Origin of the sequence: Streptomyces chlorus, from assembly GCF_042655885.1 — a bacterium.
GTDB classification, from domain to species: Bacteria; Actinomycetota; Actinomycetes; order Streptomycetales; family Streptomycetaceae; genus Streptomyces; species Streptomyces chlorus.
Window position 1 is genome coordinate 14,887 of sequence record NZ_JBHSOA010000094.1, and the last position, 25,066, is coordinate 39,952.

Sequence of the window (25,066 nt, forward strand, 5' to 3'; positions counted from 1 at the left end):
GGATCCGGCCCCATCGCGTCGGCGCCCTCCTCAGCCTTGCGGCCGAACGCACCGGCCCCCGCTCGCCCCAGCCGGACAGATACCGTCGGTTGTCTCCGACCTGATCCGGCGGGCAGGCCCTGGCCCTGCCCGCCGGCCGGCGAACGGCGTCCGGGAAGCCTTCGGTGAGGGGAGGGGCCCGGTGGCCCCGGGCCCCTCGCCGCCGCCCGCCCCGTCAGCGCGCCATGCTCAGCGACAGTGCGAACCGGCCCTCCTCGTCCGTCCACCACCGGGCCAACTCCAGCCCGGCAGCGTCCAGTTCCTCCCGCACGCGCTCCTTGCGGAACTTCGCCGAGACCTCGGTGCGCAGCTCCTCGCCCGTATCGAAGTCGACGGCGAGGCCGAGCGCCGGGATCTTCACCGTCTGCCGGTCGCGCGAGCGCAGCCGCATCTCGACCCACTCGTGCTCGGCGTCCCACGCGGCCACATGGTCGAAGGCGGCCGGATCGAAGTCGGCGCCCAGCTCCCGGTTGATGACGGTCAGGACGTTCTTGTTGAACGCGGCCGTCACCCCGGCCGCGTCGTCGTACGCCCGGACCAGTACCTTCTCGTCCTTGACCAGGTCCGTGCCGAGGAGCAGCGCGTCCCCCGGGGCGAGCATCGCACGTACGGAGGCCAGGAACGCGGCCCGCTCGGCGGGCAGCAGATTGCCGATCGTGCCGCCGAGGAACGCCACCAGGCGCGGTCCCGGGGTCTCGGGCAGCGTCATGCGGTCGGTGAAGTCGTCGATCAGGGCGTGCACGTCCAGCCCCGGCCGCTCGGCGGCGAGTGCCCGACCGGCCAGGGTCAGGGCGCTCTCGCTGACGTCGACGGGGACGTACGTGTGCAACCCGGTCAGGGCGTCGAGCAGATGGCGGGTCTTCTCCGAGGAGCCGGAGCCCAGTTCGATGAGGGTACGGGCACCGGACGCCTCGGCGATCTCACCGGAGCGGGCGAGCAGGATCTCGCGCTCGGCGCGCGTCGGGTAGTACTCCGGCAGCCCGGTGATCTCCTCGAACAGCTCACTGCCCCGCGCGTCGTAGAACCACTTCGGCGGCAGCGTTCTGGGGCTGCCGGTCAGGCCGTGGAGGACGTCGGCGCGCAGGGCGGCGTCGGTGGCGTCCTCGGGCAGGGTGCGGGTGAGACGGAACGGACTCACGTGCGGGGCTCCTTCGGTGGTGCCGGTGTGTGCGGTGCCGATGTGTCGGTGCTCGCCAGGGCGTCGCCCGGCTCCTTGAGCGGAGTGAGCAGCACGTCCGTGCGGCTCGCGGCCAGCAGGGTGCGGTCGGGGACCTCGCGCCAGTGCGGATCGTCGTTGTACGGCTCGGAGGCCACGACGGTGCCGCCGCCCGGCCGGGCGAGGTACCACAGGGTGTCGCCCCACGCGGTCGCGGTGATCGTGTCGCCCTGGGTGAGCACCAGGTTGAGCCGGGACCCCGGGGCCGCCGCGGCGACCTCCAGCACGGTGTCGGCCAGTGCCTGCCCCTCCTCGTCGCCGGCCCGCAGCCTGGCGAGCACCAGGGCCCACACGAACGCTGAGTCGCTGCGGGCCTCGAGCGACAGCACGTCCTCGGGCGGCAGGCCCGTCACGAGCGGCGCGAGCGTGCCCGGCCAGCCCCGCACGGCCCCGTTGTGGCTGAACAGCCAGGCCCCCGCGGCGAATGGCGCCGCCGCGGCCTCGCCGTCCGCTCCCGGCAGGGTCGCGTCCCGTACGGCCGCGAGCAGTGCCGGGGTGCGGACGACCCGGGCGAGATCGGCGAACGACAGATCCCCCCAGATCGGCCCCGCCCTGCGGTACCGGGCCGGCACCGGGTCTCCGGGCGCGTACCAGCCCACCCCGAAACCATCGGCGTTGACGGTCCCGTACCGCTGGTGCCGGGGCGCCCACGACTGGCGGTACAGCCCGTGCGGCGGGTCCACGAGGAGCTGGCCGAGCGGCTCCGCGGGACCCACGTACGCGATATGACGGCACATCAGACGCTCTCCGAGCGGGCCGTGCGGAACCCGGAGAAGATCTGCCGCCGGATCGGATGGTCCCAGTTGCGGAACGTGCCCCGGCAGGCCACCGCGTCCACCGCGAACGAACCACCGCGCAGCACTTTGTACTTGGGTCCGAAGAACGCCTCCGAGTACTCCTTGTACGGAAACGCCCTGAACCCCGGGTAGGGCAGGAAGTCGCTCGACGTCCATTCCCACACATCACCGATCAACTGGCGCACCCCGAGCGGCGACCCACCGGCCGGATAGCTGCCCGCGGGCGCGGGCCGCAGGTGGCGCTGGCCGAGGTTGGCGTGCTCCGGGCCGGGGTCGGCGTCGCCCCACGGATAGCGCGCCGACCGGTCGCCGGCCGGGTCGTGCCGGGCGGCCTTCTCCCACTCGGCCTCGGTGGGCAGCCGGCGCCCGGCCCAGCGGGCGTACGCGTCCGCCTCGTACCAGCACACGTGCAGCACCGGCTCGTCGGGCGGCACGGCCTCGGTCGCGCCGAAGCGACGCCGCAGCCACTGCCCGCCGTCCCGGCGCCAGAACAGCGGGGCGGTGACGGAGTTCCGGCGGATGTGGGCCCAGCCCTCCGCGGTCCACCAGCGCGGCTCGTCGTAGCCGCCGTCCGCGATGAACGCCTGGTACGCCGCGTTCGTCACCGGCGTCGTGTCGATGTGGAACGGCGCCACCTCGCGCCGGTGCGCCGGACGTTCGTTGTCCAGCGCCCATGGCTCGTCCGAGGTGCCCATGGTGAACGGGCCGCCCGGGACGAGCACTTCGAACGGACCGGTGAACAGCGGCACCGGCTGCGGGTCCGGGGCCGTCAGGGCCTGCGGGCCGCTGCGCAGCTGATGGGTGATCAGCATCGTCTCGTCGTGCTGCTGTTCGTGCTGCGCGACCATCCCGAAGGCGAACCCCGCCTCGGTCAGCCGCTCGCCGTGGAACGCGGTGCTCTCGAGTACGTCCAGCGCCCGGCCGCGCACGTCCGAGGCGTAGCGGCGGGCCTCCTCGGGAGGCAGCAGCGGCAGCTTCGGCCGCTCGGCACGCGGGTGCTCGAAGGCGTCGTAGATGCTGTCGATCTCGGGCCGTATCGCCTCCTGCCCGCCGACGGCCCGCAGCAGCCACTGTTCCTCCTGGTTGCCTATGTGGGCGAGGTCCCACACCAGCGGCGACATCAGCGGTGAGTGCTGCGCGGTGAGATCGGGCCCGTCGACACAGCTGGTCAGCAGGATGGTCCGGTCACGCGCGGTGACCAGCGAGGCGACCGCGCGCTCGCGCAGGGTTTCGGCGTCGAGGGCGGGGTCGGTCATGAGGAGGTGTCCTTCCCGTGCGGATGCGCTCCGTGCGCGTGCGGGCCAGGAGCGCTGGGAGTGCCGACGGGGTGCGTGCCGGGTGTGCCGTCGGCTCCGGCGCGAAGGGCATCGAGCAGGTCGTCGGCCGGGCAGCGGCCGCGGGCGACATAGCGCTCCTGGTACGCCGCCACCGCGTCCACGACCTCGGTCGTGGCACCGAGCCCGGACAGGGCCCGCAGCGCCGCCGCGAAGCAGACGGAGGCCACCTCGCGCAGCTCCGGGTCGGCCAGGCCGTCGCGGGCCGCGTCCCGCCACAGCGGGTTGTGCGGCGCGGGCATGCCATGGGTCCGTTCGGCCAGCGGCTTCACCGCCCGGTAGGCCGTCTCGGCGGCCTCCGGATCGTCGAACAGCGCCGTCGTCACGGCCAGCGGCACGATCCAGCCGTCGTCACCGGGCTGCGCGTCGATCATCCGCAGCTCCAGATGGCCGCGCGGCCTGACCGGCGGGAACAGCGTAGTGACGTGGTAGTCGAGGTCTTCCCGGGTGGGCGCCCTCGGCACCCCGGACCTGGTCCACTCGCGGAAGGTCAGCCCATCCGGCATGTCCCACGGCCCGCTGTCCTGCCGTACGCACATCACCGGTGCGTTCAGGACGTGCCGGGCCCAGGCGCCGCGCGGCTCGGAGTCCAGCACGGGGCCGCCCGCGCGACCGGTGCCGATCTGAGCCCAGCGCAGCTGCCGGGTGGACAGCCAGCCGGTGGGCCGGTCCCCGGCCATCGGGGAGTTGGCGAACGCGGCCACCAGCACCGCGCCCAGCTGGTGCGCCAGCCACCAGCGCCGCACATGACCGAGGGTGCCGGGTTCCTCGTACCCGGCGTCCAGGCACACCTGCACGGAGGCCGACGTGCACATCATGGCGCGGCCGGCGGGGCCGGTGCGATCGAGACAGGTCTCCATGGCGTCGTAGCGCGGTTCGCGCAGGAACCGGCGCGGTGTGTGCCAGGGGTCGTGGCCGAGGCCGACGAGGCAGAGATCGTCCTCGCGCAGTACCGCGCGGACGGCGTCGAGGTCGGCGCGGACGGTGCCGACGCACTCCATGAGGGAGGCGGCGGGCTGCGAGCTGAGCTCCAGCTGGCCTCCGGGTTCGACGGTGAGCGCCGAATTCAGGGGCACGGTCCGCAGAGCGGCGTAGGCCGCTTCGAGTCGTTCGGATGTCACGGGGAGCCGCGGGGCCCGCAGCTCGTGGACCAGCCATTCCACCTCCACACCGAGGCGGCGCGGTGGTCCGGTCTTGAAGCAGATGCCCCGTACGAGGGCCTCCACCTCGGCTTCGGTGACGGCGGGGCATGGTTCGACACAGCCACTTACCGAATCGGACATGTGGGAATCCTCCTGAGATACCACCATGTCGCCGGCCCGGGGCCTTTTGGCCGGGCAGGCATCAACTCGTCCAGCCAAAACCCTCACGACGTCCGGCACAAGGGCGCCTGGCGGGCGTTTTGGGCCGGTAACCTCTCCTCCCAGCCCGTTTCCGAGGGCTTTTCCACAGCCTCCCCGTGCCTTCCGTGAAGGGGAAACTCCGTTGCGTCGCCTCCCCAGCATCGCTCACGATGCTCGTATGGGCATGACGGGGGAGAAGCCGGAGAACATGCCGACGGGGAGCACGGGGGAGATCGCGGGGCGCGCGGTCACGGCGCGTACGGGGGTCGCGGCGTGAGCGCGCGGCCGAGCTGCCCCGCGCCCTGGGGTCAGGGCGGAGCGGGTGCTGGAGACCGCCGGCGCCCACGGTTACCGGCGACTGGTGCTGGGAGCCCGGGGCTGTGGGGTCTTCCGGAACGATCCCGCACAGGTGGCGGCCGCGATCCGGGCGCTGCTGGAGCCGGGCGGACGATTCGCGGGAGTGTTCGAGCACATGGTGTTCGGGATGCTGAACCGCACGCGTGGAAGCGGGGTCCGGACGGCGTTCGAGTGAACGTTCGAGGATCTGGTGGCAGCCCGGTGAGAGGCCCGGTGACGAAGTGACGGGCCCGGCGGAGGGAGCCGGACCGGCTCAGTCCCAGCCGTACCGGCTCAGTCCCAGCCGTACCGCTCGCGCAGCCGGTGACGCACCAGATTGAACCGCATCCGGTCCAGGGCGCACGCCTCGCGGCGCATGCCGTCCTCGTGCAGCCGCAGTACCCGGTCGACGGCCACCCACGAATCGCGGCCCGAGCGGTCCCACGGCCCGCTCTCGATCGGCACCCAGTCCCGGTCCCCGCCCCGCTGCCTGCTCGACAGCTGCACCGCGAGGAAGGTCCCGGCCGGCTCCCGCGCGACCACGAGTACCGGACGGTCCTTGCCCCGGCCGTCGTTCTCCTCGTAGGGCACCCAGGTCCAGACTATTTCCCCCGGATCGGGGTCACCGTCGCGTTCGGGCGAGTATTCCGTGCGTACCCGGCCCACCTCGCCGGGTTCGGCCTCCGTGGTGGCGCTGGGGCCGAAGCGGCCGGGGACTTCATCAGTGCTGTACTCGGTCACAGGCGTACCGTACGGGATGGCACCGGGGCCGTGATCAACTGCCTTGCCCGGCAAGGGCGTCGTACGGCTCCCGGTGGACCGCGGTAGAGGGCGGTTGTGGCGCACGTGGTGGGAGGGTTCAGGCTGTGCCGTGCACGCTCGCGCCCGTGAGTTCCCTGCCCGAGACCATCCCGGCCTCGATCCGTACGAACACCCCGTCCCGCATCGGCATCCAGGAGTCGGGACCGGTCCGCAGCAGCCGCTCGTGCTCGGCGGGATCGGTCACCACCGCGGCCCGGCCCGTGACCACCACGCTCCATCCGGCCCGGTGCTCGGCGTGGAATTCGTCGGCCTCGAAGGCCACCACGACCCCGTCGATCGCACGCGCCAGGTCGGAGTCCCGCGAGGTGCACAGCAGCACGGAGGAGTCCGTGTCCAGGGAGAAGTTGACGGGCAGGACGGCGGGCAGCGCCTGCCGGGTGTACACGACGCGACCGACCGGCGCCTTGGCCAGCAGGCGCAGGCACTCCTGGCGTTCGAGTGCACGGAAACCATCGCTCTGGAACATCAGTCCATGGTCGGCGGCTGATCCCGGCAGGGCTAGGGCCGGACGGCCCTGATGAGCCACCGGCATCCGGGGCTTTCGGCCTCCCGCGCGGGCCACCGCGCGTCGCCTCAGGCCCGCGCCGCCCGTACGGCCGTGCCGCCCGGGCTGCCCGCTCCGTCCTGTGCCGCCCCGGCTCTCGGAGAGTGGGGGCCGGCGCGTGAAAACGGTGTGGGTGGGTACCTCGGGGGCCGGTGGGGTCCGGCAGGGACGGCCGGGCCCTGCCGTCGGCCCCGTTCGAGTTCGGGCGGACAAAGGGGAACACTGGTGGCATGGGCAGGGCCGCGCTGATCGTCATCGACATGATCAACACCTATGACCATCAGGACGCCGAGCTGCTGATGCCGGCCGCGGAGTCGGTCGTACCGGTCATCTCGGGCCTGCTGTACCGGGCGCGGCGGCGGGACGTCCCGGTGATCTACGTCAACGACAACTTCGGAGAGTGGCGATCGCACCACGGCGAGCTGCTCGACAAGGCGCTCGCAGGGCCCCACGCGCACCTCGTCGAACCGCTGCGGCCGACGGACTCCTCACTCTTCGTGGTCAAGGCCCGCCACTCGATCTTCTTCGAGACACCGTTGCACTATCTCCTCCACCAGCAGGGCGTCGACCGGCTCGTCCTGTGCGGCCAGGTGACGGAGCAGTGCGTGCTGTACTCCGCGCTGGACGCCCACATCCGCCACCTCGACGTGGTGGTTCCGCGTGACGCCGTCGCCCATATCCACGCCGACCTTGCGGACGCCGCCCTGCGGATGATGGAACGCAACATGAGCGCACACGTGTGCGCCAGCGACGACCTGTGGGCGGAGTGACGGCGCGGGCCGTCTCGTCGACGCGGGGCCAGGACGCGTCGCACCGCGACACTGGCCGTATGGCGCGTACCGCAGGACCTCCCGCTGCTTCCTCATCCTCCACCCCGCAGCTCCTGCCCGCCGAGCTGCGTCGCTATCTGGGCGAGCTGCTCCGCCGCACCCGCACCGTCTGCGGTCCCCGCCTGGTGAGTGTCCTCGCGGTCGGATCCGTCGCGCTGGGGACTACCGGAACGGGCGCAGCGACGTCGACGTCACGGTCGTGGTGGACCCGTCGTTGCCCGGCAGGGCGCTGCGCGAACTGGCCGACGCGCTCGCCCATCCCGCACCGCCGTGTCCGGCGCCCGGTCTGGAACTGGCGGTCTACGAAGCCGACTTCGCCGCCCGCCCGTCGGGCGGGGCCGGCTATCTGCTGGACCTCAACACCGGTGCGGCGCTGCCGGAGAAGGTGAGTTTCGACCCGGCGGAGTCCGCGCCCTTCTGGTAGGTCATCGACCGCTCCATCGCCTTTTGCGCCGGGCGTTCACTGTTCGGCAGGCCGGCGCGGGCGGTGATCGCCGAACCGCGACGCGCCGCGGTCGGCCGACGCGGCCCGTGCTCAGCACCCTAGGGAGATGTCCGCCCGCCGGGTCCCTGACAGATGTCAGGGCAGCTCCGGGGCGCAGCCCTGCGACCCTGCCGGGATACCCCGCCCGGGATGTTCCGCCCGACAACAGCCCGCCGTCACCAGCACGCCCCGGTGTCCGTCGACCGCTCGCCCGTGGCCCGGCGGAAACCCCTCGACGGCCCCTGACGCAGTTGTCTACCATCACCGTGCGGCATCGCGTGCCGGTCATCGACCGGATGAGGCATGGAGGCGCCGCGGATGCCCGTGGAGGCATTGAACAGTGTCAGTCGAGTTCAACCACACCATCGTTCTCACCCGTGACCGGGAGAAGTCCGCCCATTTCCTCGCCCGCGTCCTGGGGCTCGAGGTCGGCGAACCGGCCGGAGTCTTCCTTCCCGTGACGACGGCCAACGGCGTCACCCTGGACTTCGCGACCATCGACGCCGACATCCCGGTGCAGCACTACGCGTTCCTCGTCTCCGAGGACGAGTTCGCTCCCATCCTCGACCGGCTCGTGGACGCCGGAATCCCCATCCAGGCCGATCCGCACGGCCGCCACCCGCGCCGCATCAACCGCCACGACGGCGGCCACGGCGTGTACTTCGCCGACCCGGCCGGACACGGTCTGGAAGTCATCACCCGCCCCTACGGCGCCGATCCCGACTCCCCGCTCAACGGCGTCATGGAGGAAGTCCCCGGGGCGGTCTGATCCGTCCGGGCGACCGGTCCGGGTGGGCCGGGGAAGCGCCCCGGCCCACCCGGACCGGTCCCTCCGGCGGTCACCGTGCGGCCCGTTCAGACGACGGCGTCCGCGCGCAGGGCCGTGATGTCGGCGGGGGAGTGGCCGAGGTCGCCGAGAATGGACTCGGTGTGCTCGCCGACGGCGGGCACCGGGTCCATGCGGGGCGCGAGACCCGCGAGGTCGGCAGGGGGGAGCAAGGCATCCACCGTCGCGCCGGGGACCGCCACCTCGCGCCAGCGGTCGCGGGCGGCGAGGACCGGATGGGCGAGGAAGCCGGCGACGTCGTTGACCCCCGCGCAGGCGATACCGACCGCCTCCAGGTCCTCGAGGAGCTCATCGGCGCCGGAGCGGGCGAAGCGCTCGGCGATCACGGCATTGAGTTCTTCGCGGTGCGTCACGCGCGCGGAACCGGTCGCGAAGCGCGGATCGTCGGTCAGCTCGGGGCGGCCCAGGAACTCGGTGCACAGGGCTGCCCACTCGCGCTCGTTCTGGATGGAGAACAGCACCTCGCGGCCGTCCGCGGTCCGGTACGTGCCGTACGGGGCGATGGTGGCGTGCTGCGTGCCCAGGCGCGGGGGCTGACTGCCGCCGTAACGGGTGTAGTTGGCGGGCTGGCCCATCCACTCGGCCAGGGCCTCGAACAGCGACACCTCCACGGGGTGGACGGTGCCGGCGGTCGCCCGGGTGTAGAGCGCGGTGAGGATCCCGCTGTACGCGTACATTCCGGCGGCGATGTCGGCCACCGAGATGCCGGTGCGGGCGGTCCCCTCCGGCGTTCCGGTCAGCGACACCAGGCCCGTCTGGCACTGCACCAGCAGGTCGTATGCCTTGCGGTCGGCCCAGGGGCCGGTCGTGCCGTAGCCGGAAATGGTGCATGGAATCAGGCGGGGGTGAAGCCGGGCGAGGTCGTCGGTGCCCAGGCCGAGCCGGCCGGCCGCGCCCGGTGCCAGGTTCTGCACGAACACGTCCGCTCCGGCGAGGAGTTGGTGCAGGATCTCGCGGCCCCGCGGATCCTTGAGGTTCAGCGTGAGGGACTCCTTGGACCGGTTGAGCCACACGAAGTAGCTGGAGTGGCCGTGGACGGTCGTGTCGTAGCGGCGGGCGAAGTCGCCCTCGCCGGGCCGCTCCACCTTGATCACACGGGCTCCGAGATCGGCGAGCTGCCGGGTGGCGTAGGGCGCGGCCACAGCCTGCTCCAGGCTGACCACCGTGACCCCGGACAGGGGATGTCTCTGCACGTCCACGTCTTCCACTCGTTCTTCCTGACCTGAGAAAGACCGCTGCACGGTAGTTGCCGCGACCGACGCGCCGCTGGACACGAGACGACCGGCCCGGCCCGACCGCCGTGCAGTCTCCGGCCCGACCAGGGTAGGCGCCGCGTACGGGCACGGCAGCGGCGAGCACGGCCTCGCCTTCGGCACCCACCTCCTGGGCGCACTTGCCGGGCCCGCCGTCGTACGCGACGACCTGCTTGGTTCCCTGTTCGCCGTGGCCCCCGACGCCATGGAGGAAGCCGTACTCAACTCACTGCCGACCGCCACCACGACCACGGGCCCGGGCGGTGACACCCGCTACCCGCTGCCCTCTGTCCGCCGCGCCGCTGCCGGCCCTGCTGGGTGACGGGGACCGTGCCCGCCTGATCGGCCCGCTCCGGCGGCGGATCCTGGTGCGCGAGATCGCGTCGAGAGGGCGGGTATCCCCCGTGACGGTCAGTGTGTGGTGCTGAGCCAGGGCACCGGATCCGTGTACTGCCCGTCGAGAAGGACCTCGAAGTGCAGATGGGGGCCGGTCGACAGGCCGGTGGAGCCCACGAGCCCCACCGGAGAGCCTGCGGTCACGGTCTGGCCCGCGGTGACCTGGAGAGCCGACAGGTGACTGTAGGTCGTCTCCAGCCGCTTGCCGGCGATCGTGCCGTGGTCGATCACCACACGGTTGCCGTAGGCCGCGGTCATGTCCGCGAACTTCACCCGGCCGTCGCGCGTGGCGGACACCGGCGCTCCTTGGGGCGCGCCGAAGTCCACTCCCGTGTGGAGCTTGGTGACACCGGTGAGCGGGTGCTCACGCGAGCCGAACGGCGAGGTGACGGTGAGTGTGCTCGCGGGCGGGACCAGGATGGCCGAGGCGTTCCGGCCGTCGGCCGGGTCGGGGTTCTGCCGGACGAGTGCGTCGTACTGCGGCAGTCGTTCCTTGACCTCCTCGAGGAACGCGCGTGCGGCGGTCGGCACGTGGCCCGTCCGCGTCACCGCGTCCGTCCCCTCCGCGTACGCGGCGAGGGTGAGGTCCACGAGGTTGCCGCTGACGGTTCCCTTCGTCCTGAGGTCGGTCACCTCCTTGGCGAGGGAACAGTCGTACCGGCCGAGGGCCATGACGGCGTCCGCCGGGTCGAGGGGTGAGGAGCGGCCGTTGGCGTCGTCGTCCCGGCCCCAGGTTCGCCACTGGGCGTCGGTGAAGCGTGCGATTCCCTGTTGGGAAAGGCTGGCGGTGTCGTTGTTCCACCCGGACAGCCGATCGATCTGGGCGGCAAGGAGGGAGGGGGTGACGACCTCGCAGGCATCGGCGGCTTTGCGCAGCCAAGGGACGTAGGAGGCATCGACGTTGCTGACGGACGTCGGTGCCGGACCCGACCCCTCGGACAGAGCGGGGGAGAGGACGCCGGTCAGGGCGAGGAACCCCGAGACCCCGACGATCACCACCATGGTGGGCACCACGATCAGGAGGAAGGGGCCGGGGCCGCGGCGGCGTGGCGGGCGGGCTCCGTCGGGAGCCGGCGTCGTCGACGGAGGTTCATGGCCCGGCGGTTCATCGGCGACGTCACCCTGAGGCGGCGTGCTGTCGGCCGGTTCAACCGGCATCGTGGGCGTGATCGACTCCGGACGTGCCCCGTGCCGACCCGACACCGTTTCGCCACCCGCTTGTTCGGCTGCGGCCGCCGTGTGAACGGCCCCGGCGCTCCTTCCGTCCTCGTTCACGTGTCGTGTCCGCTGTGCGAAGGTGCGGCGACCGGCCGCGATGACGGGGGGAAGTTCAGACTCACGCTCGGATGCTAACGGCATCCTGACGAGACGTCACCGGCCTGCGAGGCACAGCGGATTGCCCGAAAGGGCGGACTCGATGTCCAGGGGAACGCACGCGAGGGTCACTCAGGGGCGGCGCGGGCGCTTTCACGGTCGTGGGCGGGTGGGCCTCGCGCCCGCCGCGCCGCCGGGCTCCTTGCCGCTCGGGCGCCCCGCCGTCGGGTTCCCGGCTATCGCCCGGGTGCCCCCGCGCGCAGCCCGTCCATGACGATGTCCAGCAGTCGGGTGGCTCTGGGCTGCCAGTCGCCGGTGGGGTCGAGCTGCCACAGGCCGCCGATCGCGAGAACCATGTCGTCCGCGGTCACCCCGGGCCGGATGGTGCCGGCCTCCTCGCAGGCGCGCAGCAGGAGTTCGGCCGCCTCGATCACGGGGCTGGGTCCCGGCCTCGCCGGGCTGCCCGGTGCGCCGGTCGCCTGCCTGATGGCGTCGGCCAGTCCGGCCTTGGCCATCGCGAACAGGGCGAGCCGGTCCATCCATTCGCGCAGGGCGCGGTCGGGCTCCCGGGTCTCCAGCAGTCGTGCCGCGCTGTCGGCCACCTGGCGCATCTCGTGCCGGTAGATCTCCAGGACGAGATCCTCCCGGCTGGGGAAGTTCCGGTAGAGCGTGCCCTGGCCGACGCCCGCCTTCTTGGCGATCACGCTCAGCGGGGTGTCGGCCGACCGGGTCAACTCGGCCAGCGCGACCTCCAGAATGCGCTCGCGGTTGCGCTGCGCGTCCGATCTCAGGGATGTCTGTGCGCGCGGGGGCACGTCCTTGCCCTGCGGCGTGTCCTCGCCGCCCGTATCCCGGCCCATGTCCCGCTCCACGTCCCGACCCACTCGTCCGTCCTCCTCCCGGGCATGGCCGAAACCCGTTCTTGCTAAGCGGACAGCTGTCCACTAAATTTTCCCGGTAACGGACAACCGTCCACTTCGGTGCATCGTAGCGGTGGCCGCGGACAGCGCGGGAGGGGGCGGGCATGCCCGTGCACGCGGCCGGCCGGCGCCCGCGCTCCCGGCCCGTTGACGAGTTTCCACCTGTCGACCCTCTGACCGTTTCCCACTCGTCCGCCACCTGAGGGCCTTGCCGGCCTGCACGGATCCGAGAAGGAAGGCTGCTCATGGCTCCCACCACGTCCAGCAGCGTCACCCTGAACATCAACGGCGAGAAGCACACGCTGTCCGTCGACCACCGCACCACCCTGCTCGACGCCCTGCGCGAGCGCCTCGATCTGACCGGCACCAAGAAGGGCTGCGACCAGGGACAGTGCGGTGCCTGCACAGTCCTGGTGGACGGCCGCCGGACCGTGTCCTGCCTGCACCTGGCCGTGGCGGCGGAGGGCCGGGAGATCACCACCGTGGAAGGCCTCGCCGAGGGGGAGCGGCTGCACCCCGTGCAGCAGGCCTTCCTCGACCTGGACGGCTTCCAGTGCGGTTACTGCACGCCCGGCCAGATCTGTTCCGCCGTCGCCGTCATCGAGGAGCACGCCGCGGGCTGGCCCAGCGCGGTCACCGACGACGTACGGCCCGAAGCGGGACCGCCACCGCTGACCCCGCAGGAGATCCGCGAACGGATGAGCGGCAACCTGTGTCGCTGCGGCGCCTACGTCTCGATCGTCGAGGCCGTCGCCCGCGCCGCCGCCGAGAGCGCCGAGGCCACCGAGGAGACTGCCGCATGAGGGAGTTCGACTACCGGCGCGCCGACGACGTCCCCGGCGCGGTCGCCCTGCTCGACGCCGACCCCGACGCCCGCTACCTCGGCGGCGGAACCAACCTCGTCGACCTGATGAAGATCGGCGTCGAACGCCCCGCGCGACTCGTCGACGTACGCCAACTCCCGCTGGACCGGATCGAGTCGACCGGTGACGGCGGACTGTGCATCGGCGCCACCGTCACCAACAGCGACCTCGCCGCCCACCCCGAGGTCCGCCGCCGCTACCCGGCGCTGACCCAGGCGGTGCTCGCCGGGGCCTCCGGGCAGCTGCGCAACATGGCCACCGTGGGCGGGAATCTGCTCCAGCGCACCCGCTGCGGCTACTTCACCGACGTGTCCAAGCCCTGCAACAAGCGCCTCCCCGGGAGTGGTTGCCCCGCCGTCGAGGGCGAGCACCACAACCACGCCGTCCTGGGCGCTTCCGAGCACTGTGTCGCCGTCCACCCCTCCGACATGGGGGTGGCACTGACCGCGTTCGACGCCGTCGTCTCGTACCAAACAGCCGACGGGCCGGGCGAGTTGCCCCTCGCCGACTTCTATCTGCCCGTTGGCGACACCCCACACCGGGAGACCGCGCTGCCCCGGGGCGCGCTCATCACCGGCGTCACGCTGCCGCCCGTGCCGTCGGCCGCCCGTTCCCGCTACCGCAAGGTGCGCGAACGCGCCTCGTACGCCTTCGCGATCGGCTCGGTCGCCGCGGCCCTCGACATCAGCAACGGCGTCGTACGCGAGGCGCGGCTCGCCTTCGGCGCGGTCGCGTCCCGGCCGTGGCGGGCGCACGCCGCCGAACGCGTCCTCAACGGTGCCCCGGCATCCGCCGACTACTTCGCCGCAGCCGCCGATGCCGAACTGGCCGCTGCCCGGCCGCTGCCCGGCAACGCCTACAAGGTGACCCTCATGCGCAACCTCGTGGTGGCCGTCCTGTCCGAACTCGCCGAGGAGGCCGCCCGATGACCGTCACCACGACCGGCACGGAGACCGACACCTCACCTGCCGCCACGGCTGCCGCCATGGCTGTCACTACGGCTGTCACCACGACCGTGACCGGCGCCGTCGGCACCGCGCACACGCGCGTGGAGGGCCGCGAGAAGGTGACCGGAGCCGCCCGCTACGCGGGTGAGATCCCCTTCGCCGACCTCGCCCACGGCTGGCTGGTGCTGTCCACCGTCGCCCGCGGCCGGATCGGCTCCGTCGAGACCGCTCCCGTCCTCGCCATGCCGGGCGTCCTCACCGTGCTGCACCACAAGAACGCCCCGCGCCTCCACCTCGACTACATCGGCCTGCTGGGTGTCCGGCCGGACCCGACCGCCGCCGTCTTCCAGAACGACCGAGTGCCGCACGCGGGCTGGCCCGTCGCGCTCGTCGTCGCCGAGACCTCCGAGCAGGCCCGCGAGGCGGCCGAGGCCCTTGTCGTGACCTACGAACAGGAGCCGCACGACATCGAGTTCAGGGGCGACCGCCCCGACGCGTTCACCCTGGACGGACACATGCCCGCGGTGACCGAGAAGGGCGACCTGGAGGCCGAACTCGCCGCGTCCGCGCACGTCGTGGACGTCGAGTACACCACCCCCGAAGAGCACCACGCCATGATGGAGCCGCACGCGGCGACCGCCCGGTGGGACGGCGGGCGGCTCGACGTCGTCGACTCCAACCAGGGCACCACCTGGGTCGCCGACGAACTCTCCCGGATGTTCTCCCTCGACGCGTCCGCCGTGCGGGTGCGCTCCGAGCACGTCGGCGGCGGCTTCGGCAGCAAGGGCTTGCGCGCCCACCAGGTGTCCGCCGTCATGGCGGCGACCGCGCTGCGGCGCCCGGTCCGCGTGGTCCTGAACCGCCGTCAGATGTTCTCGCTCACCGGCTACCGCAGCCCCACCGCCCAGCGCATCAGGCTCGGTGCCGACGCCGACGGGCGGCTGCGCGCGCTGGAGCACCGCTCGCTCAGCCAGACCTCGACGGTCTGGGACTTCGTCGAGCCCAGCGCCGGCGTGGCCCGGGTGATGTACGACGCCCCTGCCCACCGCACCGCGATCGAGGCGGTGCGGCTCGACGTGCCGTCGCCGACCTGGATGCGCGCGCCGGGCGAGGCCCCGGGCGCGTTCGCGCTGGAGGCGGCGCTCGACGAACTCGCCGAGCAGTGCGGCGTGGACCCGATCGAGCTGCGCCTGCGCAACGAACCCGAACGGGGCCCGGTCTCCGGGATGCCGTTCAGCGGACACAACCTCGCCGCCTGCTTCCGGGAGGGCGCCCGGCGCTTCGGCTGGGCAGGCCGCGACCCGCGCCCCGGCCTGCGCCGGGAAGGAGACCTGCTGATCGGCACGGGTACGGCCGCCGCGTCCTTCCCCGCGGGAGCCGGCCCCTCCACGGCCGCGGTGACGGCGGAGGCGGACGGCACCTTCACCGTGCGGATCGCGGCGGCCGACATCGGCACCGGAGCCCGTACCGCGCTCACCCTGGTCGCCGCAGACGCGCTCCGGGTGCCGCCCGCGCGGATCCGGATGCGGATCGGCGACAGCGACTTCGGCCCCGCGATGATCGCCGGCGGTTCCACCGGCACCCGCTCCTGGGCCTGGGCGATCACCGTCGCGGCCGACGAACTGCGGGAACGCCTGGCGGGGGAGACCGGCATTCCGGCGGAGGGCATCACCGTGCGCTCCGACACCACCGCGGCCCTCGGAGCCCTGGCGCAGAAAGAACGGCACTCCTTCGGGGCGCAGTTCGCGGAGGTCGCCGTGGACGTCACCACCGGCGAGGTGCGGGTGCGCCGCATGCTCGGCATGTTCGCCGCGGGGCGGATCGTCAATCCGCTCACCGCGCGCGGCCAGCTCGTCGGCGGAATGGTCTGGGGCATCTCCATGGCACTGCACGAGGAGGGGATCCGCGACCGGGCCTCGGGCAGCCACTACGGCGGCGACCTCGCGGGCTACCACATCGCCACGCACGCCGACGTACCGGTCGTCGAGGCGGACTGGGTCGACGACCCGGACCCCGACGACCCGGTCGGCATCAAGGGCATCGGCGAGGTCGGCATCGTGGGGGCCGCGGCGGCCGTCGCCAACGCGGTCTGGCACGCGACCGGTGTGCGGCACCGGAACCTGCCCATCCGCCCGGACCGGATCCTCACCGCGGGCGGGCCGCATGTTTGACATCGCCGGTGAGCTGCATCAATGGCTCACCGAGGGCCGGGAGTTCGCCGTCGCCACCGTGGTGTCCGTGAGCGGCAGCGCACCGCGCGGCCCCGGCGCCGCCCTCGCCGTCGACAGCGACGGCACGGTGATCGGCTCGGTCTCCGGCGGCTGCGTCGAGGGCGCGGTGTACGAGCTGTGCCTCGAGGCGCTCGCGGACGGCGGGACACGCATCCAGCGGTTCGGATACAGCGACGAGGACGCCTTCGCGGCCGGTCTGACCTGTGGCGGGACCATCGACATCACGGTCACCCCGATCGGCGCGCACGCCCGCGCCCGCGAGGTGCTGCGGGCGGCCCTGTCCGCGGTCGTCCGCGGTGAGCCGGCGGCGCTCGCCCGGATCGTCCGGGGCCCGGCCGAACTGCTCGGCGGTGCCCTCCTGGTCCACCCCGACGGGTCGTACGAGGGCGGCCTGGCCGGCCGTCCCGAGCTGGACCGCACGGCGGCGGCCGAGACGCGGGCCCTGCTGGACGGCGGACGCACCGGCACCGTCGGCCTCTCGGCGGACGGATCGCACTGTCCCGGCGGGGTGACCCTGTTCGTGGAGTCGTCGCAGCCGCCGCCCCGCATGATCGTCTTCGGCGCGGTCGACTTCGCGGCGGCGCTGGTACGGGCCGGCAAGTTCCTCGGCTACCACGTGACCGTGTGCGACGCCCGGCCGGTGTTCGCCACCCCGGCGCGGTTCCCGGAGGCGGACGAGATCGTGGTCGACTGGCCGCACCGCTATCTGCGTACCGCCGTCACCGACGGGCGCACGGTGCTGTGCGTACTCACCCACGACGCCAAGTTCGACGTCCCTCTGCTGACGGAGGCGCTGGCGATGCCGGTGGCGTTCGTCGGGGCGATGGGATCACGCCGTACCCACGCGGACCGGGAGCGGCGGCTGCGCGAGGCGGGCGTGGGCGAGCGGGAACTGGCCCGGCTCAGGTCGCCGATCGGCCTCGACCTCGGGGCGCGTACGCCGGAGGAGACCGCCCTGTCCATCGCGGCGGAGATCGTCGCGACCCTTCGAGGCGGCACGGGCGCGCCGCTGACCGGCGCGCGGACACCGATCCACCGTGAGGAGCGGGCGGCGGCGGGCGTCTGAGCAGAGGCCGGGGGCGGAGGGCCGCTGGGCCCCGCCCCCGGGACCACGCCGGCCCGCCCGTACGGCCGGAGGGGCCAAAGCCGTCGTCGGTACGGCTTTGGCCCCTCCGGCCGCGGGTCGGGTGCGTCTTGCGCGGGAGGCGTCAGGCGGCGGCAGGCGCGGCGGCGTGGCTCTTCAGACGGACGATGACCTCGGTCAGCTGCTCCACGACCTCGGTGTCGTCGGCGGGGTGGATCTCGGCGAAACGGGTCACGGAACCGGGGATGGAGAGCTTGATGTCCTCGATCACCTTGCCGCCCGCGATGCCGAGGGCCTTGCGGGCCTCGTCCTGCGCCCAGACACCGCCGTACTGGCCGTAGGCGGTACCGACCACGGCGACGGGCTTGTCGCCGAGGGTGGCGGCGCCGTACGGACGGGACAGCCAGTCGATGGCGTTCTTCAGGACGGCCGGGATCGTGCCGTTGTACTCGGGCGTGAAGAGCAGCAGGGCGTCGGCGCCGGACACGGCCTCGCGCAGCTGGGCCGCGGCGGCCGGGACGCTGCCCTCGACGTCGATGTCCTCGTTGTAGAACGGAATCTCCGCAAGGCCCTCGTACACCACGACCTCGGAGCCCTCGGGCGCGATCTTGACCGCGGCCTCCGCGAGCTGGCGGTTGTGCGAACCGGAGCGGAGGCTGCCGACGAGGGCGAGGATGCGAACAGACATGAGAACTCCCGAATGGGGGTGGAAAGTCAAGGTGGAACGGCGCGGCGAAGCACCGGACGAAACATTGCCGCAATCATCCGGACCGAGGTCCGGTTACGTTTCTAGCACTTCAACCGGACCGCGGTCCAGTTTCTTCCCGATGCTTTACGCTGGCTTCATGTCCGCCGTCCCGTCGCCCGCCCCGCCGCCCCAGCAGCCCCCCGAGCCGCGGGAGTTGCCGCAACTCGGTGTCGAGATCGATGAGCCCTGCCTGCGAGCCGACGCCGCGCGCAACCGCGCACGCCTGCTGGAGGCAGCCGCCCTGCTGGTGGCGGAGCGCGGCGCGGACGGTCTGACCATGGAGGCGGTCGCCGCGGCGGCCCAGGTGGGGAAGGGGACGGTCTTCCGGCGTTTCGGCGACCGCACCGGACTGCTGACGGCACTGCTCGACCACTCCGAGAAGAAGTTCCAGGCCGCGTTCCTCTCCGGCCCCCCGCCGCTGGGACCGGGCGCACCGCCCGCGGAGCGGCTGCGGGCCTTCGGTGTCGCCCTGCTGCGCCGCACCGTCGACGAGCTGGATCTCCAGCTCGCCGCCGAACCCTGCGCCGACCGCCGCTTCACCAACCCGCCCCGCCGGGTACGGCACCACCACGTGACGCTGCTGCTGCGCGAGGCCGTCCCGGAGGCGGACTGTGACCTCCTCGCCCACACCCTGATGGCGCCGCTCGACCCCGCGCTGGTGCACCACCTGACCCGGCAGTGCGGAATGCCGCTGTCACGGCTCGAATCCGCGTGGGTGAACCTCATCGACCGCGTGACGCGACCCGCGGCCCCCGCACACTGACCGAGGGCCCGGCCCCCCACCCGGCCGGCGACCCGCGGGACCGTCCTGAACTGGGACGGACGCGGGACCGCGCGCTCTCAACTCCCCCGGACGACGGGCCCGTTCGCGCTTCTGCAAGGATGCCTCACGTCATGGTGCAGATACCGAACCCGCCCGTCCCCGCAGCCACCGCACCGACGCGCCCCGTGCCCCCAGGTGCCGTGCCCGCGCGATCCGTGCCCCCGCCCCGTGCGCCCACGAGCCCCGCGCCCACGAGTCCCCTGCCCGCGGGCGCGGTACCCACGAGCGCCGACGTGGCCCGCCTGGCCGGCGTCTCGCGCGCGACCGTCTCCTACGTCCTGAACAACGCCGACGCCGTCCGGATCAGCGAGCCCACCCGCCGCCGTGTCCGCGAGGCCGCCAGGGAACTCGGGTACGTGCCGCACGCGGCGGCCCGCAGCTTACGCGCCGGGCACAGCCGCATGGTGCTGATGCCCGCCCCGGCCTTCCCGGTCGGCCCGGTCTACAGCCAGTTCATCAACGACCTCCAGGTGGCTCTCGGCCGCCTCGACTACACCGTCGTGCAGTACGGCACCGTCGGCGTGCACGACGACGAGGCCGCCCGTGCCTGGGCCGAGCTGCGTCCCGTGGCCGTGCTGGTCCCCGGCTCGGGACTAGGCCCCCAGGGCGTCGCCGTACTCAAACGCTCCGGCGCGCGTGCCGTGGTCACCCTCGGCCCGGAAACCGTCGAGGGCGCGCACGCCCTGCTCATGGACCACGACGTCGTCGGCCACAGCGCCGGCGCGCACCTGTTCGACCGGGGCCGGCGCCGCATCGGTGTCGTCGTCCCGCGCGAGCCCGGTCTGGAGGCGTTCTCCGCGCCCCGCCTCGCGGGAGTGCGGGCGGCCCTGCGCGGCACCGGCGCCACGGTCACCGAACTGCCCCTCGCCCACGACGAGGGCGCCGCCGCCCGGCTCGCCGCCCGATGGCGCGACCTGGACCTCGACGCCGTGTTCACGTACAACGACGAGTACGCGATGCTGCTGATGCGGGCGCTGCTCGACGCCGGCGTCCGCGTTCCGGAGGAGACGGCCGTGGTCGGCGCCGACAACCTCATGCTGGGCCGGCTGCTGCGGCCCCGGCTGACCACGGTCCACCTCGACCTGCCGTCCGGCACCGAGCTCGCCGCACTCGTCGACCGCGCGGTGCGCGACCCGGCCGCCGCCCCCGAGGCGCACAAGGTGCTGGGCGCGTCAGTGATCCGGCGCGAATCCGGCTGACACGGGCCGACGCGGGCCGGTGCGGGCCGGTGCGGGCCGGTGCGGGCTGACACCGGCCGGTGCGGGCCGGGTGGACATGTGGCGCGCGATCACATCGTCGGATGAGGGAGGAGGTTGGACCGCCCCGGCGGGCGGGAGCCGAGGCGCCGGTACGGCACGCCCTGTGCCCCTGGTACGGCGTGACTAGGATGTTGCGTGCTCAACCATTTGGTACGCGTAAGGACAGCCGGGCTCGCGCTCGCGCGGAGCCCGGTGACCGATCGGAGAGCCGTCATATGCCGTTGCTCGACCCCACGACCTGGCAGTCCCGCCCCCTCTCGGGACCCGAACACACCGTTACGGAACCCGCCACCGGCGAACAGCTGGCCACCGTCACCCTCGCCACCGGTGAGGACGTCGAGGCCGCCGCGGAAGCGGGCCGCGCCGCACAGGCCGAGTGGGCCAGGGCCCCTCACTTCGTCCGTGCCGCAGTGCTCCGCAAGGCCGGCGACCTGTTCGGCGCGCACGCCGAAGAGCTGCGGGAATGGCTGGTCCGCGAGGCCGGCGGCATCACCGGCAAGGCCGACTTCGAACTGCATGTCGCCGCCCAGGAGTGCTACGAGGCCGCGGCCCTGGCCTCCCGCCCGGCCGGCCAGGTGCTGCCCACCGAGGGGCCCCGGCTGTCGTACACGCGGCGGGTGCCGGTAGGCGTGGTGGGCGTCATCGCCCCGTTCAACGCGCCGCTGATCCTTTCCATCCGCTCCGTCGCACCGGCCCTCGCGCTCGGCAACGCGGTCGTCCTGAAGCCGGACCCGCGCACCGCGGTCTGTGGCGGGCTGGCGCTCGCCGCGGTGTTCGCCGAGGCGGGACTGCCCGAAGGGCTGCTGCACGTCCTGCCGGGCGGCGCGGAGACAGGCCAGGCGCTCGTCGCCGACCCTCGGATCCCCGTCATCTCGTTCACCGGCTCCACCGGGGCGGGCCGGCACGTCGGCGAGGCCGCCGGCCGTCACCTCAAGCGGGCCCACCTGGAACTCGGCGGAAACTCCGCGCTGGTCGTGCTCGAGGACGCCGACCTCGAAGCGGTGATCTCCACGGCCGCCTGGGGATCCTTCTTCCACCAGGGCCAGATCTGCATGACGACCGGACGCCATCTGGTGCATGCCTCGCTCTACGACGAGTACGTGGAACGGCTGGCCGCCAAGGCCGACTCGCTCGCCGTCGGCGACCCGCACCGCGACCAGGTCCACCTCGGCCCGCTCATCGACCAGGGGCAGCTCGACAAGGTGCACGCCCTGGTCGAGTCCAGCACGGCCGGCGGAGCGAAACTCGCCGCGGGCGGTACCCACGACCGGCTGTTCTACCGGCCCACCGTCCTGGCGGACACCGACGACGACACCCCCGCCTACACGGAGGAGGTCTTCGGTCCCGTCGCACCCGTACGGTCCTTCACCGGTGCCGACGAGGCCGCCGCCCTGGCCGCCGCGAGCCCCTACGGGCTCTCGCTGGGCATCGTCACCCGGGACGCGGCCCGCGGCCTGGAGCTGGCGGAGCGTATCCCGACGGGGATCGTGCACATCAACGACCAGACCGTGAACGACGAGGCCGTCGCTCCCTTCGGCGGCGTCGCCGCCTCCGGCACCGGTTCCCGCTTCGGCGGCGACGCCAACCTGGACGCGTTCACCGACGTGCGCTGGACCACCGTGCGCGGGGACGTCGCGCAGTACCCGTTCTAGAAGCGGCCGATCCGGAGTTCTCCGTTCCGCAAGCCGCGGCGATGCCCGGAGCCGGGGCGGTCACTCGCCCCGGCTCCGGGCATCCGCCTTGCCGTCGCCCTGCGCCGCCTGCTGCTCGGCGATGGACTTGCGGACCTCGTCCATGTCCAGCTTCCGGGCCTGCCCGATGACGTCCGTCAGCGCGGCCTCGGGCAGCGCGCCCGGCTGCGCGAACACGGCCACCTGGTCGCGGACGATCATCAACGTCGGGATCGACTGGATGTTGAAGGCCGCGGCCAGTTCCGGCTGCGCCTCCGTGTCCACCTTGCCGAACACCAGGTCCGGGTTCGCCTCCGCCGCCTTGTCGTACACCGGTGCGAACTGGCGGCACGGCCCGCACCAGGATGCCCAGAAGTCGATCAGAACGAACTCGTTCTCCGTGACCAACTGGTCGAAGTTCTCCTTGGTGAGCTCCACAGTGCTGCTCATTGCGTATGTCCCTCTTCCTGATAGCGGGGCGAGCCGTCGGTACAACCACGGTCGGCCGGTCACGTATTCCGCGCCCCTACCCATGTAGCCACCCCGCACACCACCGACCAGACTGGCCTCATGACACAGACGCAAACGGAATCGCCGGAATCGGGATCCCTCGACTACGACGTCGTCGTGCTGGGTGCAGGGCCCGTCGGGGAGAACGTCGCCGACCGCACCCGAGCGGCAGGGCTCTCCACCGCGATCGTGGAGAGTGAACTGGTGGGCGGCGAGTGCTCCTACTGGGCGTGCATGCCCAGCAAGGCTCTGCTGCGCCCCGTCCTCGCGCGGGCCGATGCCCGCCGCCTCCCCGGCCTGAGCGCGTCGGTGCAGGGGCCGCTCGACGTGGGCGCGGTCCTGGCCCGCCGGAACGAGTACACCTCCCAGTGGAAGGACGACGGCCAGGTCCAGTGGCTCGAGTCCGTCGGCGTCGACCTCCACCGCGGCGTCGGCCGGCTCACCGGCCCGCGCACGGTGACCGTCACCGCCGCCGACGGAACGCGGCGCGTCCTCACCGCCCGGCACGCCGTCGCCGTCTGCACCGGCAGTCGCGCGCTGCTGCCGGGTCTGCCCGGACTCGACGAGGTCGCGCCGTGGACCAGTAGGGAGGCCACCAGCGCCCAGGCCGCGCCCGGCAGGCTGGTCGTGGTCGGCGGCGGTGTCGTCGGCTCCGAGATGGCCACGGCGTGGCAGGGGCTCGGCTCCCGGGTCACGCTCCTGGTGCGCGGCAAGGGCTTGCTGTCCCGCATGGAGCCCTTCGCCGGGGAACTGGTCGCCGAGGCGCTCACCGAGGCCGGCGCGGACATCCGTACCGGCACCTCCGCCGCCTCGGTGACCAGGGAGAACGGTGTCGTCGTGGTCGTCACCGACACGGGGGAGCGGATCGAGGCCGACGAGATCCTCTTCGCCACCGGCCGCGCCCCGCGCACCGACGACATCGGCCTGGAGACCGTCGGTCTGGAACCCGGCTCCTGGCTCGGGGTGGACGACAGTCTCCAAGTGACCGGCCAGGACTGGCTCTACGCGGTCGGTGACGTCAACAAACGTGCCCTGCTCACCCATCAGGGCAAGTACCAGGCCCGTATCGCCGGTGCCGCCATCGCCGCCAGGGCCGCGGGGGCGCCGGTGGCCGACGGGGCCTGGGGCGCGCACGCCGCCACCGCCGACCACGATGCCGTCCCCCAGGTCGTGTTCACCGATCCGGAGGCGGCCTCGGTGGGCCTCTCCCTGGCCGAGGCGGAGGAAGCGGGGCACCGCGTCCGCGCCGTCGACGTCGACCTGGCCTCGGTCGCCGGCGCCGGGCTGTACGGCGAGGGCTACACGGGCCGCGCCCGCATGGTCGTCGACCTCGAGAACGAGACCCTGCGCGGTGTCACCTTCGTCGGCCCCGGCGTGGGCGAACTCGTCCACTCGGCCACCGTCGCGGTTGTCGCCCAGGTGCCGGTCGCCCGCCTGTGGCACGCGGTCCCGTCGTACCCGACGATCAGCGAGGTGTGGCTCCGGCTGCTGGAGGCGTACCGGGACGCCTGAGGGCTACGAGGACTCCGAGGGCTACGAGGACTCTGAGATCCCCCGAGGACTGGGAAAGCTCTGAGGACTCGGAAGTGGTGGGCGGGCGGAACGGGGGTCTTCCCCGCCCGGTGCCCGTGCCCGAATCCGCGCCCGATCCTTTCCCCGATCCGGATTCCGGGCCCTTGCCCGGTCACGGCAGTTCGAAGCCCAGTGCCCGCGCGGCCTCCTCCGGCGTGGGCTGCGCCCAGCGCTCCGCCATCGCCTGATGGGACGACAGCGAGCGCGGTTCTGCCCGGTCGAGGTAGAGCGTGCCGTCGAGGTGGTCCGTCTCGTGCTGCACGATCCGGGCAGGCCAGCCGCCGAACACCTCGTCCACCGCCCGCCCGTGCTCGTCCTGCCCGGTCAACCGCACCTCGGCGTGTCGCGCCACCACCGCCTGGTACCCGGGCACGCTCAGGCACCCCTCGAAGAACGCCGCCCGCTCACCGCCGACCGGCGCGTAGACCGGATTGACCAGCACCCGGAACGGCTGCCGCACCCGACTGCGCGCCACCGCCACCTCCTCCGTGACGGGCGCCGGATCCTCGATCACCGCGATCCGCAGCCCCACCCCGACCTGCGGCGCCGCCAGCCCGACCCCCGGCGCGGCGTGCATGGTGACCCGCAGCGCCTCGACGAACCGGGCCAGCAGCGCGGGCTCCAACTGGCCGTCGAAGGGTTCGGACGCCCGCCGCAGCACCGGATCCCCGGCTGCGACGATGGGCAACGGCCCGTCGCCGGCCAGGAGTTGCTCGACCCGCTCGGCCAGGGGTTCACGATCGTTCGGAGTTCCCATCGAGTCAGGATGCCATGTGTCCGACGGACCGCCGCCGTCGTGAGTGGCGCAGCTCACACGGTCGTCCCGGGAACTCGGCGCCCCGCCGCCCCGACCACTGGAGCAGCATCACGGCCGCCAAGACGCC

At 72.8% G+C, this 25,066-nt stretch carries 23 protein-coding genes and 2 pseudogenes; 13 read left to right on the forward strand and 12 right to left on the reverse strand.

Annotation, left to right across the window (positions count from 1 at the left end; all coding sequences use genetic code 11):
* Positions 1-214: 214 nt before the first annotated feature.
* The 4 genes from egtD to egtA are packed head-to-tail and all read right to left on the reverse strand — an operon-like array spanning position 215 to position 4,669.
* Positions 215-1,177, reverse strand: coding sequence for an L-histidine N(alpha)-methyltransferase (gene egtD / locus ACFPZI_RS31545; RefSeq protein WP_381370375.1), 963 nt, complete (start codon positions 1,175-1,177; stop codon positions 215-217).
* Complete coding sequence (gene egtC / locus ACFPZI_RS31550; RefSeq protein WP_381370378.1) at positions 1,174-1,992, reverse strand: ergothioneine biosynthesis protein EgtC; 819 nt, start codon at positions 1,990-1,992, stop codon at positions 1,174-1,176. The genes egtD and egtC overlap by 4 nt, the downstream gene beginning before the upstream one ends.
* A complete protein-coding gene (egtB, locus tag ACFPZI_RS31555; protein ID WP_381370382.1) occupies positions 1,992-3,308 on the reverse strand; it encodes an ergothioneine biosynthesis protein EgtB in 1,317 nt (438 codons plus the stop codon). The genes egtC and egtB overlap by 1 nt, the downstream gene beginning before the upstream one ends.
* Positions 3,305-4,669: an ergothioneine biosynthesis glutamate--cysteine ligase EgtA gene (egtA, locus tag ACFPZI_RS31560; protein WP_381370385.1), complete on the reverse strand. Its 1,365-nt coding sequence runs from the start codon at positions 4,667-4,669 to the stop codon at positions 3,305-3,307. Before egtA ends, egtB begins: the two co-directional genes overlap by 4 nt.
* 335 nt (positions 4,670-5,004) lie before the next feature.
* Between egtA and ACFPZI_RS31565 the strand changes: the two are divergent.
* Positions 5,005-5,261 (forward strand): annotated as a pseudogene (locus ACFPZI_RS31565) (TIGR02452 family protein); the annotation flags it as partial.
* A gap of 98 nt (positions 5,262-5,359) precedes the next feature.
* On the opposite strand, the gene ACFPZI_RS31570 reads toward ACFPZI_RS31565, so the two are convergent.
* Positions 5,360-5,806 carry a type II toxin-antitoxin system PemK/MazF family toxin gene (locus ACFPZI_RS31570; protein ID WP_381370388.1) on the reverse strand — a complete coding sequence of 149 codons (447 nt, stop codon included), beginning with the start codon at positions 5,804-5,806 and terminating at the stop codon, positions 5,360-5,362.
* A 118-nt stretch (positions 5,807-5,924) separates the two neighbouring features.
* Entirely contained in the window at positions 5,925-6,353 is a 429-nt protein-coding gene (locus ACFPZI_RS31575) for a pyridoxamine 5'-phosphate oxidase family protein (RefSeq protein ID WP_381370391.1), read from the reverse strand.
* Positions 6,354-6,661: 308 nt separating this feature from the next.
* Here ACFPZI_RS31575 and ACFPZI_RS31580 point away from each other — a divergent pair, with 308 nt between their 5' ends.
* The 3 genes from ACFPZI_RS31580 (at position 6,662) to ACFPZI_RS31590 (ending at position 8,514) form a co-directional block, all read left to right on the forward strand.
* Positions 6,662-7,201 (forward strand): cysteine hydrolase family protein, encoded by a 540-nt coding sequence (locus ACFPZI_RS31580; protein WP_381370394.1) that lies wholly within the window; start codon positions 6,662-6,664, stop codon positions 7,199-7,201.
* A gap of 259 nt (positions 7,202-7,460) precedes the next feature.
* Positions 7,461-7,685 carry a hypothetical protein gene (locus tag ACFPZI_RS31585; RefSeq protein WP_381370396.1) on the forward strand — a complete coding sequence of 75 codons (225 nt, stop codon included), beginning with the start codon at positions 7,461-7,463 and terminating at the stop codon, positions 7,683-7,685.
* A gap of 400 nt (positions 7,686-8,085) precedes the next feature.
* Positions 8,086-8,514, forward strand: coding sequence for a VOC family protein (locus ACFPZI_RS31590; RefSeq protein ID WP_381370399.1), 429 nt, complete (start codon positions 8,086-8,088; stop codon positions 8,512-8,514).
* An 86-nt stretch (positions 8,515-8,600) separates the two neighbouring features.
* On the opposite strand, the gene ACFPZI_RS31595 is transcribed toward ACFPZI_RS31590, so the two are convergent.
* Positions 8,601-9,791, reverse strand: coding sequence for a CaiB/BaiF CoA transferase family protein (locus ACFPZI_RS31595; protein ID WP_381370458.1), 1,191 nt, complete (start codon positions 9,789-9,791; stop codon positions 8,601-8,603).
* Between the two features lie 46 nt (positions 9,792-9,837).
* Here ACFPZI_RS31595 and ACFPZI_RS31600 point away from each other — a divergent pair.
* A pseudogene (locus ACFPZI_RS31600) lies at positions 9,838-10,167 on the forward strand (P1 family peptidase); the annotation flags it as partial.
* A gap of 89 nt (positions 10,168-10,256) precedes the next feature.
* On the opposite strand, the gene ACFPZI_RS31605 reads toward ACFPZI_RS31600, so the two are convergent.
* Both ACFPZI_RS31605 and ACFPZI_RS31610 read right to left on the reverse strand, forming a co-directional pair.
* Entirely contained in the window at positions 10,257-11,399 is a 1,143-nt protein-coding gene (locus ACFPZI_RS31605; RefSeq protein WP_381370402.1) for a peptidoglycan DD-metalloendopeptidase family protein, read from the reverse strand.
* Between the two features lie 392 nt (positions 11,400-11,791).
* A complete protein-coding gene (locus ACFPZI_RS31610) occupies positions 11,792-12,415 on the reverse strand; it encodes a TetR/AcrR family transcriptional regulator (RefSeq protein WP_381370461.1) in 624 nt (207 codons plus the stop codon).
* 305 nt (positions 12,416-12,720) lie between these two features.
* On the opposite strand from ACFPZI_RS31610, the gene ACFPZI_RS31615 reads away from it, so the two are divergent.
* Genes ACFPZI_RS31615 through ACFPZI_RS31630 form a run of 4 tightly spaced genes read left to right on the forward strand, consistent with a single transcriptional unit; the run spans position 12,721 to position 17,582 of the window.
* Positions 12,721-13,278 carry a 2Fe-2S iron-sulfur cluster-binding protein gene (locus ACFPZI_RS31615; RefSeq protein WP_381370405.1) on the forward strand — a complete coding sequence of 186 codons (558 nt, stop codon included), beginning with the start codon at positions 12,721-12,723 and terminating at the stop codon, positions 13,276-13,278.
* On the forward strand, positions 13,275-14,267 hold the full coding sequence (locus ACFPZI_RS31620; protein WP_381370408.1) for an FAD binding domain-containing protein: 993 nt from the start codon (positions 13,275-13,277) through the stop codon (positions 14,265-14,267). The genes ACFPZI_RS31615 and ACFPZI_RS31620 overlap by 4 nt, the downstream gene beginning before the upstream one ends.
* Before the next feature lie 56 nt (positions 14,268-14,323).
* On the forward strand, positions 14,324-16,456 hold the full coding sequence (locus ACFPZI_RS31625) for a xanthine dehydrogenase family protein molybdopterin-binding subunit (protein WP_381370463.1): 2,133 nt from the start codon (positions 14,324-14,326) through the stop codon (positions 16,454-16,456).
* Entirely contained in the window at positions 16,449-17,582 is a 1,134-nt protein-coding gene (locus tag ACFPZI_RS31630) for an XdhC family protein (protein ID WP_381370411.1), read from the forward strand. Before ACFPZI_RS31625 ends, ACFPZI_RS31630 begins: the two co-directional genes overlap by 8 nt.
* Before the next feature lie 142 nt (positions 17,583-17,724).
* Here the strand turns inward: ACFPZI_RS31630 and ACFPZI_RS31635 are convergent, their stop codons facing one another.
* Positions 17,725-18,288 (reverse strand): NADPH-dependent FMN reductase, encoded by a 564-nt coding sequence (locus ACFPZI_RS31635; RefSeq protein WP_381370414.1) that lies wholly within the window; start codon positions 18,286-18,288, stop codon positions 17,725-17,727.
* Positions 18,289-18,445: 157 nt separating this feature from the next.
* Between ACFPZI_RS31635 and ACFPZI_RS31640 the strand changes: the two genes are divergently transcribed.
* The 3 genes from ACFPZI_RS31640 to ACFPZI_RS31650 all read left to right on the forward strand — a co-directional run bounded on the left by ACFPZI_RS31640 (position 18,446) and on the right by ACFPZI_RS31650 (position 22,082).
* Positions 18,446-19,111, forward strand: a complete 666-nt coding sequence (locus ACFPZI_RS31640) for a TetR/AcrR family transcriptional regulator (protein ID WP_381370417.1) — start codon at positions 18,446-18,448, stop codon at positions 19,109-19,111.
* 119 nt (positions 19,112-19,230) lie between these two features.
* Complete coding sequence (locus ACFPZI_RS31645; RefSeq protein WP_381370419.1) at positions 19,231-20,370, forward strand: LacI family DNA-binding transcriptional regulator; 1,140 nt, start codon at positions 19,231-19,233, stop codon at positions 20,368-20,370.
* A gap of 275 nt (positions 20,371-20,645) precedes the next feature.
* Positions 20,646-22,082 carry an aldehyde dehydrogenase family protein gene (locus ACFPZI_RS31650; protein ID WP_381370422.1) on the forward strand — a complete coding sequence of 479 codons (1,437 nt, stop codon included), beginning with the start codon at positions 20,646-20,648 and terminating at the stop codon, positions 22,080-22,082.
* 60 nt (positions 22,083-22,142) lie between these two features.
* Here the strand turns inward: ACFPZI_RS31650 and trxA are convergent, their stop codons facing one another.
* Positions 22,143-22,550, reverse strand: coding sequence for a thioredoxin (gene trxA / locus ACFPZI_RS31655; RefSeq protein ID WP_381370425.1), 408 nt, complete (start codon positions 22,548-22,550; stop codon positions 22,143-22,145).
* Between the two features lie 120 nt (positions 22,551-22,670).
* On the opposite strand from trxA, the gene ACFPZI_RS31660 reads away from it, so the two are divergent.
* On the forward strand, positions 22,671-24,122 hold the full coding sequence (locus tag ACFPZI_RS31660) for a dihydrolipoyl dehydrogenase family protein (RefSeq protein ID WP_381370428.1): 1,452 nt from the start codon (positions 22,671-22,673) through the stop codon (positions 24,120-24,122).
* Positions 24,123-24,294: 172 nt separating this feature from the next.
* Here ACFPZI_RS31660 and ACFPZI_RS31665 read toward each other — a convergent pair whose 3' ends face one another.
* Entirely contained in the window at positions 24,295-24,939 is a 645-nt protein-coding gene (locus ACFPZI_RS31665; protein ID WP_381370431.1) for a peptide deformylase, read from the reverse strand.
* Between the last annotated feature and the right edge of the window lie 127 nt (positions 24,940-25,066).